A 16,825-nucleotide genomic window follows, 5' to 3' on the forward strand; every position below is an offset into this window, starting at 1 on the left:
TAAAATAAACCTGGGGGCGTATGCCAGCCAGGTTTATTTCTGCTTACGTGTTTGTTTAACTTTGCTTTGCTTAAGTAACTTAGCCGAGCAGCTGCCACTCACTACGTAATAAACCATATACGGCGTGATTCACGTAGCCATCGGGCAGCTTTTCTGCCTGTCTGATCACACCTTCGAGCACAAAACCAAGCCGTTCAGGAATTGCCCGGCTAGTTACGTTGGCGGTTGCGCAGCGAATTTCTACCCGCTGCAGCTCCATTTCAAGCAGGGCGTAGTCTACTAGAACTCGGCAGGCACTGGTCATATAACCTTTGCCTTCATATCCATCACCAAGCCAATAACCAATCCCTACGGAACGGTTATGCCAGTCAATCTGGTGATACCCAATGACGCCAGCGAGCTCGCCGCGGACCCAAAGTCCAGCAGTGAAGGCGCCATTGTCGGTGCCTTGTTTTATAGCATTTTTAATGAAATTAAGGGTGTGATCCTGTTCCGTAACGGCATCAACCCAAGGAAGCCATTGCCTAAGTCGTTCCCGCGAGCGCTCCACTAACGCGAATATGTGCCTAGCATGCTCAGGCATGAGTGGCTTTAAGATAAGCTCTTCGTCGATGACATAATTAAACAAGCGGTTGCCTCCTTTTCGGCACAAGGCCTTATGTATGATTATGGATTTTTTCTTATGATTATCATGCTACTCTATCGCCCGCAGAGAAGTCAAAAGGTCTAAAGATGCTAAAAATTGATCCAGGCCATGTGCCCCCTTTTATTGAACAATCTACAGTTAACGGGTATATTAGTAGGAAACATGTTTATACAAGAAGTAGTGTAACACTACAGAACGAAAGGTTGATAGCTGTGGAGAACCGTACTACCCCCTCCAATTTTATTAAAAATGTTATTACCGAAGACCTCCGTACGGGTAAAGTAAAAGAAGTTGTCACACGCTTTCCGCCGGAGCCGAACGGTTACTTACATATCGGACATGCCAAGGCGATTTGGATTAACTTTACACTGGCGGACGAGTTCGGTGGCAAGACTAACCTAAGATTTGACGACACGAATCCTGCCAAAGAAGATACGGAATATGTGAACTCCATTCAGGAAGATGTAAAGTGGCTGGGCTATGAATGGGAAGAGCTGCGTTTTGCATCGGATTATTTTGAGGAAATGTACAAACGTGCCGAATTATTAATTACTAAAGGTAAAGCTTATGTAGATGACCTCAGCGCGGATGAAATTCGCCAATTGCGGGGAACGCTGACGGAGCCAGGACAGAACAGCCCACATCGTGAGCGCAGCATCGAAGAGAATTTGGATCTGTTCCGCCGTATGCGGGCAGGGGAATTCAAAGATGGTGAGAAGGTTCTTCGTGCCAAGATCGATATGGCTTCACCAAATATTAATCTGCGTGATCCTGTCATCTATCGGATTACTCATGCGCATCACCATAATACAGGGGATAAATGGTGCATCTACCCGATGTACACGTTCGCTCATCCACTTGAGGACGCCATTGAAGGTGTAACTCACTCCCTTTGTTCGCTTGAGTTTGAAGATCAACGCCCATTTTATGATTGGGTCGTAGCGGAATGTGAGATGCCTTCTGTTCCGCATCAATATGAATTCGGCCGTCTGAATCTCGCTCAAACCATGACTAGTAAACGTAAGCTGAAGCTGCTGGTAGACGAAAAACATGTGGATGGCTGGGACGATCCGCGGATGCCAACGATCTCCGGCCTGCGCCGCAGAGGATATACGCCGGAAGCGATTCGTAAATTCGTGTACGAAGCAGGGATCTCCAAGAGTCAGGGTCTAGTGGACCTGCAAATGCTGGAGCACTTTATCCGGGAAGACCTTAAGTTAACTGTGCCTCGCACCATGGCTATACTTCGTCCGCTTAAGGTTGTTATCACCAATTATCCGGAAGGCCAAACAGAATGGCTTGAAGCGGAGAATAATACAGAGAATGAAGAAATGGGTGTACGCCAAATTCCGTTCTCTCGTGAGATTTATGTTGAGCGCGACGACTTTATGGAGAATCCGCCCAATAAATATTTCCGCTTGTTCCCCGGCAATGAAGTACGCCTGAAGCATGCTTATTTCATCAAATGTAATGAAGTCATTAAAGATGAGAATGGCGAGGTTGTTGAACTGCATTGTACGTATGATCCGGAAACAAAGAGTGGCAGTGGATTTACAGGCCGTAAGGTAAAAGGTACTCTGCACTGGGTAGAAGCTAGTCAAGCTGTGCCTGCAGAATTCCGTTTATACGAGCCACTGATTTCTGCTGAAGAAGTAGATGAAGCTGCAGAAGTTGAAGGTCTGGATTCCACGGTAGAGAAAGCGGAGCCTAGCTTCTTGGATCAGCTTAATCCTAAATCCATTGAAATCTTACAAGGTTTTGTGGAACCCGAGCTTAAGGACAGTGTGGCTCAGGATAAATTCCAGTTCTTCCGTCATGGCTATTTTAATGTAGATAGCAAATATTCGGCGCCTGGGCATCTCGTATTCAATCTTATCGTTTCACTGAAGAGTTCATTTCAGCCTCCAAAACAAGGCTAACACTTGATTCGTTCAGGTTCTTTATAAAAAAACAGGCTCAAACGTCCCGTTTAGGTACGTTTGAGCCTGTTTTTTATATTTTCGCTTATAATATTTCGATGTGAGAGAGTTCTTCCTCATCCTCTGTAGGGGGCCGGTAGCCTCCACGGTTTACAAAGAGCCACATGAAAGTAAAGCCTAGCGTTCCAAACAGTGTCAAGAAGACACCCGCTTGATACATGCTCTGTGCCCCTAGATTTTGATACATCCACCCGCCGAGAACTCCTCCAACAATACCGGCTATACCGCTCCAAGTCAGTGTGTAGAGCGCTTGTCCTGAAGCACGGTAAGGTCTTGGAATAAGAAGCATGGTCAGTTGAGTGCCTACATAGAAGAAACCACCAAATGTTATGCAGTGTAAAATTTGAATGAGCACTACTTGGAGGGCTGTAGTCGCGTCCGCCATGAACCACCATCGTAGTACGAATAAAGCGCTAACCAGCGCAAGCCAGCCGAGCAGAACAGATATTTTACGTTTAAGGAATCGGTCGCAGAGAACAAATACACCCACTTCCAAAATAGAGGAGAGGAATACTGCGAGACCAATCATTCCCTTGGAGCCGCCTAGGTCCGTAATATACAAAGACATGAATGTAGTGTTCATGGTGTTCGGTATGGAAACTAGGATACCAAACAATATGAAACACAAGAAAAAGGGATTATAAATTAGTTTGCTGAAGCCTCTATACGGCATAGGAGCCATGCCAATGGTATGGTTAAGTTTCGGTAATGCAAGAATGGATAACATTGATGCACATAGTAAGCCTGCAAACAGATAGGACAAGATAGATACACCAGCCCAATCAAGGACCAATCCGGCGGCAATTGCAATTAGTGCCCACCCCAATGAACCCCAAAGCCGAAAAGAACGGAAGCGATAGTTAGTTCCGTCAATATAGCTGAGAATCATCGTATTGCTCTGAGCAAATAACGGTCCTTGGAAGAAATAGAACAAAAGAATGGAGATGTAGATCATCTCATATGTATTTGCCCGAAACATAAGCTGGGATAACACTAACGTTCCGATTAACATAAGCAAAACGATTCTCCGGATATTCTGGTATCGGTCAGTCCAGATTGCCCAGAATGGATTTGCAAAGATGGATACTAGCGCACCCATAGAAAATACGGCACCGATCTCTAATTTGTTCATCCCTACATCCAGCAGGTATAGTTGAAAGAAGCTGGAGAAGAGGACCATGGTTCCGTATACAAAAAAATTGAACCATTTTAAAGACGTGAAAGAAGATGGATAGTTAACGCCTTTCCGCAAATGCGTCACTCCTTTCCCACTAGATGTCTTGCATGGATATACTGACCAATATTAGGCCCTTCTATCACTGTAACACGTGTTGAAAAGGGATACAAACTTCCTTTTTTACTTTTTTACATTTTTTTAACGTTTATTTAAATTTGATCCGCTAAGTGACAAAAAACGCATATAACAAGTTTGCAGGTGGCAGAAATGTTAGGCGTTTGCTCTTCCTTACTAGGAATATACCTGAGGATTATCCTATCTATGTTTGTATAAAAGAGAATCAATGGGTTTAACTTCAGTTTACAATTCAGGGCTAGGATGGGGTTAGGCGAAACAGAGAAGATACATTCTTCTCGCAGATTCACCAAGAAAAGGGGAGTTTTTGCATGAAAAAATCCGAAGCTAAGGGGAAAACGGCGCTGAAGCCATTCCTCACATTATTAAAAGAAACCAAGCCTTCATACGGCTTATTGGCAATAGCCATTGCACTAAGCATGATCTCGACATTGGTTAGTCTGGTGATCCCAATGTTCACCAAAAATCTGGTGGATGGCTTTTCTTTGGCTTCTGTCAGCAAGCTGCAAATTGTGGGCATAGCGGGTGCTTTTATCGCGCAGACGATCGCCGGGGGAATCTCTATCTATCTGCTGAATTATGTAGGCCAGAAGATGGTTGCAGGTCTTCGTGACCGGTTATGGCGTAAATTTTTAGTGTTGCCAGTAGCTTATTACAATGATAATCGGACAGGAGAAAGCGTCAGCCGGATGACGAATGATACAGGGATCATCAAAACGCTGATCTCTGAACATCTGGCCAGCTTATTTACCGGAGTGATTTCCATTGTGGGCTCCATTGCTGTGCTTTTATTTTTGAACTGGAAGATGACGCTTGTTCTGTTCACCGTTCTTCCACTATCTGCGTTGATTTTGGTGCCGCTTGGACGGCAGATGTACAAAATCTCCAAAGGCATGCAGGACGAAACAGCTTCTTTTACCGCCACACTTAGTGGTGTATTGTCAGAGATCCGTCTGGTGAAATCCTCGGGTGCAGAGAAAAAAGAGTACGAAGCAGGCAAAACCGGAATTATGAACCTGCTCTCCTTTGGCATTCGTGAAGGCAAAATCAGCGCTATGATCAGTCCACTTGTCTCTTTTGTCTTTATGATGTTACTTGTGGTCATTATCGGTTATGGCGGAATGCAGGTATCTTCCGGGGCTTTGACAGCTGGAGAGCTGGTAGCCTTTATCCTGTATCTTATTCAGATTATTATGCCGCTTACTCAATTGACCACGTTCTTTACACAGATTCAGAAAGCTAAAGGGGCATCAGAGCGCATTATTGAAACCCTGGCAGCAGAAGAGGAGGTATATGAGGGCCAGGAAGAGGCGAACGGTGCAGAGGGTCCTATCTCGGTAGAAGATCTAAGCTTTGGATATAAAAATGGTGAGAATGTGCTAACCGATGTAAGCTTCCGGATGCTTCCGGGTCAGGTGACGGCTATTGTTGGACCGAGCGGGGGAGGCAAGACTACATTATTTTCACTGCTCGAACGATTCTATGAGCCTCAGAAAGGTATGGTTAAGCTAGGCGATAAACCAGTGTCAACCTTCTCATTACGCTCATGGCGGAAACTGATCGGGTACGTCTCACAGGAAAGCCCATTGTTGGCAGGTACGATTGCTGAGAATTTAACCTATGGATTGGATCGAGACGTTAGCATGGAGGAGGTGCGCGCAGCAGCAGCAATGGCTTATGCAAATGGCTTTATCGATGAGCTTCCTGAAGGATATAATACGGATGTCGGTGAGAGAGGTGTGAAGCTCTCGGGTGGACAGCGGCAACGGATTGCTATTGCTAGAGCGCTGCTGCGGAATCCAAAGATTCTTATGCTTGATGAGGCGACCTCCAGTCTGGATAGCCAATCAGAGGCCGTAGTGCAGAAGGCACTGTCCAATTTGATGAAGGGCCGGACTACGATTGTAATTGCGCACCGTTTGGCTACTGTTGTAAATGCTGAGCAGATTATTTTTATGGAAAAGGGCCAGATTACCGGGATGGGAAGACATGAAGAACTGCTGGAAAACCATGAGCTATATCGTGAATTTGCCACCCAGCAGCTGCAGATGAATAACCTTGAGATTCAAGACAATAAAGAGGAGGCTCCAGTGATACATGACAAAAATACTAGTAGCGGACGACGATCCGCACATCCGCGAATTGGTAGAAGTATTTCTGAGAGCTGAGGGGATGGATGACATCTATGGAGCTTCTGATGGACTGGAGGCTCTTCAGATTCTGGAGAGCCATAACATAGACTTAGCCATTATTGATGTGATGATGCCCAATTTGGATGGCTGGGAGCTGTGCCGGAAGATGCGCCAAACCTATGATTTTCCGATATTGATGCTGACGGCTAAGGGAGAGACCTCACAAATTGTGAAGGGCTTTGAGCTGGGAAGTGATGACTATCTCGTCAAACCCTTTGAGCCAGTGGTGCTTATTGCGCGAGTAAAGGCGCTGCTCAAACGTTACCAAATCTCTGCTGCACAAAGTGTGGGGATTGGCCGGCTGCGAATGAATCGTAAAACCTACGAGGTATCCTCAGCGTATGGAGAAGTCACCTTGCCACTTAAGGAATTTGAGCTGTTATTTAAGCTGGGCAGCTATCCGGGGCAGACATTGACTAGAGACAGGCTAATCGAAGAGATATGGGGTTATGATTTTGAAGGGAATGAGCGGACGCTCGATGTGCATATCAACCGTTTGCGCGAACGGTTCGCTCCTGATAAATACGGGTTTGTTATTCGTACCATCCGCGGATTAGGCTATCGGCTGGAGGCAGAGGCATGAACCGGTTTAAGGAGCTTCTTAAGCGGATTGGGATGACTTTTATTTACTTCGGTGGTGTTGGGATTAGCTGGAGTGCAGCTTATTTCTTGATGAACTGGATATATGGCAGGGTTGGACGCCCCTCTTCGGAGTATTTGACCCAGTTAATCGGCGTGATGGTCGGAATTGTGATTTTGTTTTTGATGGCATTGGTAACCTCCAAGTTATTCCGGGGCTGGGAACGTGTTTTTTATAAATCAATTATCGAAGGTTTAGGGCGGATTGCTAAGGGTGATTTCAATGTGGTACTTGATAATACAAAGGACTACGGTGATTTCGGTGAGATTGTAGAGAGTATCAACGTAATGGCCAGCGAACTGAGCCAGATGGAGACCATGCGTCAGGATTTTATCTCTAATGTATCGCATGAAATTCAATCTCCGCTAACCTCTATTCGGGGGTTTGCTCTTGCGCTGCAGGATGAAACTCTGAGTGTGAAGAGCAGGAGGCACTACCTTAATATTATAGTGGCTGAGAGTACCCGCGTATCTGGGCTCAGTGATAATTTATTGAAGCTGTCCGCGCTTGAATCGGGCAATTTTCCGTTTGAAAATCAGATTTACCGCCTGGATAAGCAGCTTAGAGATACGATTCTGGCTTCTGAACCACAGTGGTTGGAGAAAAAAATAGAGGTAGAGGCTGAACTGGAAGAAGTGAATGTATCTGCTGTAAAAGATTTAATGAGTCAGGTTTGGACTAATCTGCTGCATAACAGTATCAAGTTTACTCCGCAGAACGGTTGCATCCATATTAGCCTTCGCATGGTGGATGAGCAGGTAGAGGTGGAGATTCAAGATAGTGGGATTGGCATCTCGGAGGAAGATCTGCCTCGGATCTTCGAGCGTTTCTATAAGGCAGATAAAGCTAGAACCGCAAGTGGTGGCGGCAGTGGACTAGGTCTGTCATTGGTTAAAAAAATCGTTGAGCTGCATGAAGGTAAGGTAACTGCAAATAGTCGCCCGGGGGATGGGACAGCGTTCAAGGTGAGCTTGCCAGTACGAATGAAATAAACTTGCTGTATGTGAAAAACAGCTGAAGCCGGTATTCTGGGTGGATTCGAAGACAATACCTTCCGTCCTGAGAAAAAGGCTACAAGAGCCGAGGCGGCGGCGACTATTTCTAAGCTGCTCGAAGCTCTATCTCTCTAATAGTGATTGAATAGCTCATCGCTAAGCTTTAAGCACAACGCCGCTTTCCCAGATCGTTCAGTGGGAAAGCGGCGTTTTTTGTATTTATGCAATTAAAAGAGGAACTATAATACCGGGATGGACGTTTATCCACCAATTTGAGACATGCGCCGAGCTGTCGGCGTGTGGCTCTGTGCTTTTTTCTCCAGAGCTAAGGCCATTTCATGATTATGGGGTTTGTTGCCCAGCGCTTTCCGGAATAAGGCCTGCACAGCAACAGGATCGCTTATCAAAGGGCGGACATTGTATTCATCTGCCCAATACAGGCAAGCTTTGATGTGCCCATCTGCGGTAAGTCTCAGGCGGTTGCAATTATCGCAGAAGTGATCGCTCACCGGATGAATCAGGCCGAATGTACCAGGGGCTCCGACAACCCGCCGATTCTGGGAAGGGCCATTCCCGGAGGGCATTTCTGCCGCTTCCGTTTCCCAACCAGCCTCAGTACAAGCTTCTACAACCCTTTCCAGAGGCAGATAAGTTTGGCGCCAAGCATCAGTAGCACTGCCAATCGGCATGTATTCTATAAAGCGTACATTTAGAGGACTCTCCAGCGTAAGGGAGATGAAGTCTTTGATTTCGTCGTCATTAATTCCTTTCATCAATACAACGTTAAGCTTTATCGGTTGAAGTCCGGCGGCTTGTGCGGCCTCGATCCCCTTTAATACCTTGGCGACTTCGCCGCCACGAGTAATCATAGAAAATCGATCCTGCCGTAGGGAGTCTAGGCTGATGTTTACCCGTGACAGACCGGCTTCTTTTAGCTGTGCTGCTTTGGCTGGAAGCATTAAACCATTTGTAGTCAGCGAAATATCTTCTATACCTGGGATCGCAGATATCATAGCAACAAGCTTTTCCAGATCTTTGCGGACAAGAGGTTCTCCACCAGTTAGTCGTACTTTACGTAATCCAAGAGGGGCTAGCGACTTAACGACTGCGGTAATTTCCTCGTAACTCAGAATCTCGTCCTGCGGTTGGAATTGCATCCCTTCCGCTGGCATACAATAGATGCAACGCAGGTTGCAGCGGTCGGTAACCGAAATGCGGATGTAATCGTGTAAACGTCCAAAAGGGTCCGTCAGCGGCTCCATGGCGTTGCTCCCTTCCTTTAAATCTGGCTGATAAATTGCTCTTATACTTTCTCGTATACACGCATAACGTCCCTAATAGGACAGAACGCAAAGTTGTTTATACTTGTTTAGAATTTTAAAGATCGCTTGGATTCACGTCAATGAGCAAAGTTCTGGACGACAGGGTTTCATTACATAAAACTGGACAAACTAGATAAGAAGATAACGCATATTGAACAACGGAAAGTGTGACAAAAGTACGACAAATAAAGTTTTTAGACATAGAATGCTCACGGAAAGCGCTTTTAATATCCGATATAATCTAGGTGCGGATTAGTTTTAACGTTCACTTTTGCGAAAACAGATAGGATACCGGAAACCGCACGTCGGTAATGTGACGGAGAGTGACCGGGAAACCATTGAGGAGGATTTGCAAAATGAGTACACATACTGTTCCATCGCTCACCGTTCCGGAGGCTTTTAGCCGTTGGTTGGAAAGTCGGGGATTAATATATCAGCTTTTAGTGGATTTTTTGGGTAGAAAACCATCACTCTCTCTAGTGGCTCAATGGAGCCGCAATCGCCAGATGAGTGTAGCGGCTGAGATGACGGAAGGCGGTCGGGAGCTGAAGCGCTATTTGAGTCAGGAACCGAACAAGCTGCCAATGATATGCGAGAAAGAGAGCAAAGAATATAAACGGCTTATGCAAGAACAGTCCGTTAGTTCTTTTAAATTGCGCGAAGCAGCGATTTTAGGACGCTCGGAGGATTTCTGTAACGTGCTTGCGGATGTGTACACCTCCGCTGGAATTGTATTCAATAAGTGTAATGGTGAAGCCGATGATCATATTGCTATTGAGCTCGAATTTATGGCAGTCATGCATGAGCGTATGCTTTACAATAGCTTTTCAATAAGAAGTGCTATGGAGCTGCTTGATATTCAGGAGTCCTTTTTGGAAAAGCATCTACTGCAATGGACACCGCAGTTCTGTCAGAAACTGAATGCAGCAACGGATAGTCCGCTATATCTAGGCCTCTCACATATGCTTGAGGAATTTCTGCCACTTGATCTGCAAATGCTTCGTTCCTGGAGAGCTTCATTGGAGAGCAGTGCAGCTACAAGCATTTAATATTAGAAAGCCCGGCCTAATTGATAGGTCGGGCTTTTGCGTGCTGGTCAAGTAGATATGAAGCTTTAATAGAAGCTCTGTAGAAGCACAAATAGAAGTACCGTGGGAAGCATCCTAGTGATGATCTAATTAAACTCCGATAGAAGTAGAGGCTGAAGCACCAACTGAAGTAGTAATTGAAGTACCAACCGAAGCGCCTTATTGTTGCCTAACTCAAGCGCCGATAGAATAATTGGGCAATTTCTCCCTGAAATTCTAGAGTTTCTGGTCATTAGACTAATAATTAGGGAAAACCTCCCTAAAATATAGCTGATTCGGCGGTAATTAAAGAAATCCCCCTTATTATCAGGAAGGAATTCCCTAATTTCGTTCATTTAGAGCAAATATTGGCTTTTTTCAGGGATTTTCGCCCTAATTAGTTTAAGATCCACTCCGCACATCGCCCACGGTACTTCGTCCACCGTTCATAGCCCACTGCATATCGCATATTATACAGCACCCACAGTACATCAGCTATCACTCATCACGTATTTTTCACCGCTCAACTCTCCCTACTCACCACCCAACCTAATGGCGTTGAACATTGGCGCAGCACACAGTCTATTGGCTAAAGCAAGAATCCGCTGTGCAGCCTTTTACTAAAAAAAGAAGCTGCCTCATAAGTAGAATTCACTACTTTGGAGACAGCCTCTCGTTTGAGCCTATTTACTTGTTCACATCATAGTTCTAATCAATTACCTTTTTGCTGCGGAATTTCATCAGGAATTCATACACGACTGGCACTACTACAAGTGTCAGAAGCGTGGAACTGACCAAACCACCGATTACGGTCACGCCGAGGCCCTTGGAGATAATTCCTGCACTGTTTTCAAGTCCAGTAACCAATGGCAGCAATGCACCGATCGTTGCAAGTGCAGTCATCAGGATTGGACGTAAACGTGTGCCACCTGCTTCAAGCAAGGCTTGACGCGTAGTGAGTCCTTCTTTTTCCTTATGAATAACGCGGTCGATAAGGACAATCGCATTCGTTACTACGATACCAATCAACATCAGCGCACCCATGAGCGAGGACACGTTTAAGGTTTCTCCAGCGATCAGAAGGGCAACGAGTACCCCGATCACTGTGAAAGGAAGTGAGAACAGGATAGCGAATGGTGCTAATCCACCGCCAAATGTAACCACAAGCACGAAGTATACGATGGCAATAGCAGCCGCCATAGCAATTCCTAATTGACCAAACGTATCATTGATCTGCTCGGTTACACCGCCGAAGGTAACAGTTACACCATCAGGCAATTCCATAGCGTCTATTTTTTCTTTCACGCTGTTCGAAGCGCTATTCACGTCACTCGAAATAATTTCGGCAGTAACATCTACCTTCATTTTACCGTCCATACGAGTAATCGAGTCAGGGGAGGAGCCATTTTCAATTTTAGCGACTTGCCCGATTGGCACGGAGATGCCTAGTGGGGAAGTCAAAGTAGCCTCTTCCATTTCTTTAATACTCTTGTACGTTTCTTTATCTGTTTCGATATAGACTTTGTAGTTCTTGCCGTCCAATTCTACTTCTGTGAGCACTGGACGTGTGCCTGCTGGACTCAGCTTCATCGCAATTTGTCCGGCTGTAAGTCCAAGGGAGCTAAGCTTCTGTTGATCCGCTACAATCGTATATTGATCGTAAGCTTCCTTGAGACTTGTTTCTGCGTCTTTGAAATTAGTGGTGTCAGCCTGTACGATTGAGGCAATCTCATCCGCGACTGGCTTCAGCTGATCCAGTTCATCTCCGAATACATTCACGGTCAGAGTGCTTCCACCCATGCCTCCACTCATCAGAGCGGACATGTCACCCCATACACCATCTGGCACTTCTGCGGTCAAACCTTCAATAAGCTTCTCTTTAACAGCTTCAAAATCAGGAGTGTCACTATCATAAACAATGAAAAATAGTCCTGAATTGCTGGATCCACCCATACCCATCGGGCTTCCGCCGCCAATGGAATATTGCATTTTGTCTATATGCTTCTGCGCTAAAATGTATTTTTCAGCTTTCAGACCTTGCTCTTGAACTTCCTCAATCCGTTGTCCAGCCTTTGGTGAATAAGTAAGCATTACGGTTTTATCCTCTTGGGATGGCATAAAGCTTACACCAATAGGTTTGATTAAGAACAAGCTGCCTGCAAGGAGAAGAACGGCAACTCCAAACGTAACGAGCTTATGAGAAAGGCACCAGTTCAGAATCTTTTGATAACCAGCAGAAAGTTTGTCTGGTTTCTCGCTGTGAGTTTTTTTACCTTTCAATCCATTACGGAACAACGAGTGAGCCATTGCAGGAACTAGGGTAATCGCAACTACTAATGAAGCGAGCAGGGCGAAGACCATGGTTAGAGCGAAAGGCAAGAACAGCTCACCAACCATACCACTAACCAAAGCAAGTGGTAAGAACACCGCGATGGTTACAATTGTAGAGGACATGATAGGCACGAACATTTCACGTGTGGCCGCACTGATTAATTCTCTGCCCTTCAGTTTCTCACCAGATAAGGAGAGCCGTCGATATATGTTCTCTATGACTACAATCGAGTCATCGACTACCCGCCCAATCGCGACCGTCATCGCTCCCAGTGTCATCATATTAAGCGTAATGTCCATCTGCCGCAGACACAGTACTGCGATCAGCAGGGATAATGGAATAGAGATGATAGAAATAATCGTCGAACGAATATTCCGCAGGAACACCAAAATGATAATTACTGCGAATAAGGCACCAAATACCGCTTTGGACAACATCGTATTTACGGAGTCCTCAATGGGCTTACCTTGGTCAAGTAGAACAGTAAGGTCAATGCCTTTATATTGTGCTTTTAATTCTTCAGTTTTGTCTTTAACACCATTTACAACATCAACAGTGTTGGCATCATTGGCTTTGACAATCTGAATACCGATCGATTCTTTACCATTTGTACGGGAGATGGATTCGGAATTGCCCACAACCTCAATCGTGGCCAGCTCTCCGAGCTTCACGGTTGGAAGTCCCATACTTGCAGCTCCGCCAGTAGCAGCATTTCCAGCACCAGCAGCTCCGTTAGCAGCACCAGCATCAACGCCGGCAGCTCCAGTAGCTCCAGCACCAGCAGCGTTAGCGCCAGTTGGCATTACCGGAATGGTCACATTTTTAAGATCCTCAACGGTAGTGATGTTGCCATCCACGACAACTGCCTTTTGAGCCTTGTCCATCTCGAATAGTCCGAGTGGAACACGGAGGGAAGAGCCTTGAATGATACCTTTAACGGTATCTTCGGTCAGTCCATATTGATTGAGCTTATCTTGATTGAATTTGAGTGATACTTCTTTGACGTATTGACCAGAGATTTGGATAGAAGCGACACCCTCAACATCCTCCAGGGCCGGGCGAATATCGTTCTCAGCAATACGGGTCAGTTCCTCAAGATCCTGGGTATCCCCGTTAGAAAGACTGAGGGAGACAACAGGCATTGAGCTAAGACTAAAGCGGGAAATGGAAGGCTTCTGCACATTGTCTGGCAATGAGACTTCATTTAGTGATTCGCGCACTGCTGCTGTAGCATTATCCAGATTTGTTCCATAATCGAATTCAATTTGGATACTGGAGGCATTCTCCAAAGAAGTGGAGGTGATCGTCTTTACACCATCCACATTGCGGAGCTTTTGCTCCAACGGTTTGCTGACATCATTAACGACGCCTTCTGGTGCGGCCCCCGGATAAATGGTTGTTACGCTAAGATAGGGTATACTAATATTAGGCAAGGTTTCTTGCTTCATCGTCAGTCCGCTATATAAACCGGCAAACACAATAATTATCGTCAGAAGCCAAATGGCAAATTTGTTCCTGAGCGAGAAATTAATTAAGCTTTTCATAAGTTTCGTTTCTGCTCCTCTCGGCCCTCTTCTTTACGAAATAGGGCGCCATTATAAAAAATCATAATACTCACTATCCATGACTTTCTCTCTACCGAACTCTTCTTAGAGTCAATTAACGAAATACACATGAATTGTGCGGAATTGAGGCAATTAGCTTCCTCAGCTCTTCCAATTCTGCTGTGAGCTCAGAGCAGGATTGGAGGTTGGACAGCATCCCCTGAATGATTGCTTTTCGCGGGTGAGGGATAAGCACTTCACCTTCCAGAATGTTGAGCGATTCCAGCAGATCGGCTGCTTCTTCGGATGCTATACTATCTAGTTTACTGATCGCAGTCTTCATTTCTTTAATGAGCTGTAATGGATTTTTTCGTTTGTTCTCCTCATTCTCCGCCATCCAGTTTGCTAAAGTAGCAGAGTTGATTAGCGGAGCCTGTTTACTAGTAAGCAAGCCAGACACGATCATATCCATTAAATTCATTAGATGATCTGCCATATCGGCAATAGGTACCTGCGTATCCTTACGAAAAATAACCGCAATATAAGATTTGATGAGACCATGTCCGATCATACATAAATCTCCGGTATAGGGAACGACGTCTTTTCCGTAGAGCAACTCCATTTTTACCTGGAACCATCTTAAGAAGGAAGCGTTGTTTCTACGCAGCCAGTCTGGGACTTCAGTATCAAATCCTTTGCCCGCAACCTCCTGAATTTGACGCTGCAAGAACTCGCGTAATTCGTACACATGACTTAGCAGAATTTCTATCTGATTCCTAAGCTTCTCACGTGGTGTTCGTCGGGTTTCCTGTTCTTCACGTAACAAGGGATCCCGAATCATCCGATAACAATAAAGGAAGATACTGCGCTCCAGCTCTTCTTTTGATTTAAATACCAGATATAAACTGCCCTTCGAAATCCCGCATAATTCAGCTATCTCTTGCATGGATGTGGACGAGGAGCCTTTTACAGCGAATAACTGCATAGCAATCTTAATAATCTGCTCCTGCTTATCAACAGTTTTATCATTCATTAAAGGATTAACCTCCTTTCTGACTACCCGGTTCTATAATTGACTAGTTGGTCAGAATAATTATATTCTATACAACCAGGCATTACAAATATCGGAACAGAAGGGTTACAGTTTTGTCGTAAATAGACTTTAAACAGTAATTTGCTAGGAAGAAATGTGTTCTTCATGTAATATATAAAATGTGTCAATTTCGTGTTGCTTGTATGAATAAGAAGGTAGGTAGAGTATGAGAAGAGGACTTCAATCTATAATTATCATTGGGGCATTCATAGCATTTTATTATTTTGGTTTCGGCATTTTTGGGAGTACTGCGGGAACGATTATTAGTATCTTCTCCACTCTGACAGTCATTTCGATTAGCTTGGCTATTTTTATGGAGAACCGTAATCCTTCTACAACAATGTCATGGATCTTATTGCTTGCGTTGATCCCGGTGCTGGGACTGGTCTTCTATTTTCTATTTGGGCAAAATGTGTTCAAACGCCGTAAATATGATAAAAAGGCACAAAGAGACCTTATGGCCTACGAAAGAATTGAGAATGACGCTTTACGTACGCACCAAGATTGGTCAGTCTTTGATCCCTCGCGCCAAAAACTGCTGCTGTTATCCAAAACTTTAGCACGTACTCCTATTTCCTTCGCATCAGAAACACGTATCCTCACTAATGGTGAAGAGACGTTTGGTACGTTATTGTTGGAGCTCCGTCAAGCTAAACATCACATTCATATGGAGTATTACATCTTCCGGGCGGACCACATTGGAACACGCATTAAACAAATTCTGATCGATAAAGCTCGCGCCGGTGTTGCAGTCAGATTTATGTATGATGCCGTTGGCAGTTTTCAGCTTTCCAAAGCTTTTTTGAAGGAAATGAGTGATGCCGGGGTTCAGGTGGCTTCGTACGGAAATTCAACATCCTTTTTTTCCAGTCGTGTGAATTACCGGAATCACCGTAAGATTGTTGTGATCGACGGCGATGTCGGATTCATGGGGGGTCTCAATGTAGGCGATGAATATTTAAGCCGCAGTAAGACTTATGGGTTTTGGCGTGACACACATATGTTAGTTAGAGGCGAAGCGGTACGGACGATGCAAATTATTTTTCTGCAAGATTGGATGCACACTACGGGTGAAAAAATACTGGAGCAAGACTATCTCACTCCGCAGCTTCGCTTTATGACAGGTGATGGTGCCGTACAGATTATTGCTAGTGGGCCGGATAACGAACGTCGTGCGCTCAAAAACATTTTCTTCTCCATGATCACTTCTGCCGAGAAATCGGTGTGGATTGCCAGTCCATATTTTATTCCTGATGAGGACATCTTAACTGCACTGCGTGTAGCTGCTGTTTCTGGTTTAGATGTGCGATTGTTATTCCCGGCTAAGCCGGATAAATGGATTCCGTTTCTGGCTTCACACTCTTATTTTCCGGCGTTGCTGGAAGCTGGCGTGAAGATCTATGAATATGAAAAGGGATTTATCCACTCGAAGCTGCTTATCGTTGATGGTGAAATAGCGACCATTGGCACGGCCAATATGGATATGCGCAGCTTCCACCTTAACTTTGAAGTGAATGCACTACTGATTCAGACGGAGAGCGTTGCTCGTATTGTTGCTGATTTTGAACGGGATTTATTATCTACCAGCTTAATTGAGCATGAGGAATTTATGAATAAGCGTATGGTGATCCGTATACTGGAATCTGCTGCTCGGCTTATGTCACCGTTACTATAACCCAAAAACCACCGCAGAGGGTGTGATC

Annotated in this window: 12 protein-coding genes; 7 read left to right on the forward strand and 5 right to left on the reverse strand. The window is 45.1% G+C overall.

Translation table 11 applies throughout. The features are described from left to right. Positions 1-79 precede the first annotated feature (79 nt). Complete coding sequence (locus MKY14_RS28675; RefSeq protein ID WP_036681941.1) at positions 80-628, reverse strand: GNAT family N-acetyltransferase; 549 nt, start codon at positions 626-628, stop codon at positions 80-82. A gap of 230 nt (positions 629-858) precedes the next feature. On the opposite strand from MKY14_RS28675, the gene MKY14_RS28680 reads away from it, so the two are divergent. Further along, a complete protein-coding gene (locus MKY14_RS28680; protein WP_076276935.1) occupies positions 859-2,565 on the forward strand; it encodes a glutamine--tRNA ligase/YqeY domain fusion protein in 1,707 nt (568 codons plus the stop codon). An 85-nt stretch (positions 2,566-2,650) separates the two neighbouring features. On the opposite strand, the gene MKY14_RS28685 is transcribed toward MKY14_RS28680, so the two are convergent. After that, positions 2,651-3,886, reverse strand: coding sequence for an MFS transporter (locus MKY14_RS28685; RefSeq protein WP_305953522.1), 1,236 nt, complete (start codon positions 3,884-3,886; stop codon positions 2,651-2,653). 362 nt (positions 3,887-4,248) lie between these two features. Between MKY14_RS28685 and MKY14_RS28690 the strand changes: the two genes are divergently transcribed. From MKY14_RS28690 to MKY14_RS30900, 4 genes are read left to right on the forward strand one after another with little or no spacing between them, the layout of a single operon-like run. After that, positions 4,249-6,105, forward strand: coding sequence for an ABC transporter ATP-binding protein (locus MKY14_RS28690; protein WP_340977893.1), 1,857 nt, complete (start codon positions 4,249-4,251; stop codon positions 6,103-6,105). Beyond that, a complete protein-coding gene (locus tag MKY14_RS28695) occupies positions 6,035-6,712 on the forward strand; it encodes a response regulator transcription factor (protein WP_076123953.1) in 678 nt (225 codons plus the stop codon). The genes MKY14_RS28690 and MKY14_RS28695 overlap by 71 nt, the downstream gene beginning before the upstream one ends. Then, positions 6,709-7,761 carry a HAMP domain-containing sensor histidine kinase gene (locus tag MKY14_RS28700; RefSeq protein ID WP_076192343.1) on the forward strand — a complete coding sequence of 351 codons (1,053 nt, stop codon included), beginning with the start codon at positions 6,709-6,711 and terminating at the stop codon, positions 7,759-7,761. Before MKY14_RS28695 ends, MKY14_RS28700 begins: the two co-directional genes overlap by 4 nt. 33 nt (positions 7,762-7,794) lie before the next feature. Beyond that, positions 7,795-7,899 (forward strand): S-layer homology domain-containing protein, encoded by a 105-nt coding sequence (locus tag MKY14_RS30900; RefSeq protein WP_081383200.1) that lies wholly within the window; start codon positions 7,795-7,797, stop codon positions 7,897-7,899. A gap of 125 nt (positions 7,900-8,024) precedes the next feature. Here the strand turns inward: MKY14_RS30900 and moaA are convergent, their stop codons facing one another. After that, positions 8,025-9,026, reverse strand: coding sequence for a GTP 3',8-cyclase MoaA (gene moaA / locus MKY14_RS28705; RefSeq protein ID WP_340977894.1), 1,002 nt, complete (start codon positions 9,024-9,026; stop codon positions 8,025-8,027). 416 nt (positions 9,027-9,442) lie between these two features. On the opposite strand from moaA, the gene MKY14_RS28710 reads away from it, so the two are divergent. Next, a complete protein-coding gene (locus MKY14_RS28710) occupies positions 9,443-10,135 on the forward strand; it encodes a TorD/DmsD family molecular chaperone (protein ID WP_076123947.1) in 693 nt (230 codons plus the stop codon). 726 nt (positions 10,136-10,861) lie between these two features. Here the strand turns inward: MKY14_RS28710 and MKY14_RS28715 are convergent. Both MKY14_RS28715 and MKY14_RS28720 read right to left on the reverse strand, forming a co-directional pair. After that, positions 10,862-14,029, reverse strand: a complete 3,168-nt coding sequence (locus tag MKY14_RS28715; RefSeq protein ID WP_076192349.1) for an efflux RND transporter permease subunit — start codon at positions 14,027-14,029, stop codon at positions 10,862-10,864. A 115-nt stretch (positions 14,030-14,144) separates the two neighbouring features. Further along, entirely contained in the window at positions 14,145-15,062 is a 918-nt protein-coding gene (locus MKY14_RS28720; protein ID WP_076276923.1) for a TetR/AcrR family transcriptional regulator, read from the reverse strand. Between the two features lie 226 nt (positions 15,063-15,288). On the opposite strand from MKY14_RS28720, the gene cls reads away from it, so the two are divergent. Continuing rightward, positions 15,289-16,797 carry a cardiolipin synthase gene (gene cls / locus MKY14_RS28725; protein WP_076123942.1) on the forward strand — a complete coding sequence of 503 codons (1,509 nt, stop codon included), beginning with the start codon at positions 15,289-15,291 and terminating at the stop codon, positions 16,795-16,797. Positions 16,798-16,825 lie beyond the last annotated feature (28 nt).

This window comes from Paenibacillus sp. FSL R5-0887, from assembly GCF_038002305.1.
GTDB lineage: Bacteria > Bacillota > Bacilli > Paenibacillales > Paenibacillaceae > Paenibacillus_AQ > Paenibacillus_AQ odorifer.

Bases quoted from the DNA above. Each gene is read 5' to 3' on its own strand.
- MKY14_RS28690 (WP_340977893.1), top strand. From the start codon at position 4,249: ATGAAAAAATCCGAAGCTAAGGGGAAAACGGCGCTGAAGCCATTCCTC.
- MKY14_RS28695 (WP_076123953.1), top strand. From the start codon at position 6,035: ATGACAAAAATACTAGTAGCGGACGACGATCCGCACATCCGCGAATTG.
- MKY14_RS28700 (WP_076192343.1), top strand. From the start codon at position 6,709: ATGAACCGGTTTAAGGAGCTTCTTAAGCGGATTGGGATGACTTTTATT.
- moaA (WP_340977894.1), bottom strand. From the start codon at position 9,026: ATGGAGCCGCTGACGGACCCTTTTGGACGTTTACACGATTACATCCGC.
- MKY14_RS28710 (WP_076123947.1), top strand. From the start codon at position 9,443: ATGAGTACACATACTGTTCCATCGCTCACCGTTCCGGAGGCTTTTAGC.
- MKY14_RS28715 (WP_076192349.1), bottom strand. From the start codon at position 14,029: ATGAAAAGCTTAATTAATTTCTCGCTCAGGAACAAATTTGCCATTTGG.
- MKY14_RS28720 (WP_076276923.1), bottom strand. From the start codon at position 15,062: ATGAATGATAAAACTGTTGATAAGCAGGAGCAGATTATTAAGATTGCT.
- cls (WP_076123942.1), top strand. From the start codon at position 15,289: ATGAGAAGAGGACTTCAATCTATAATTATCATTGGGGCATTCATAGCA.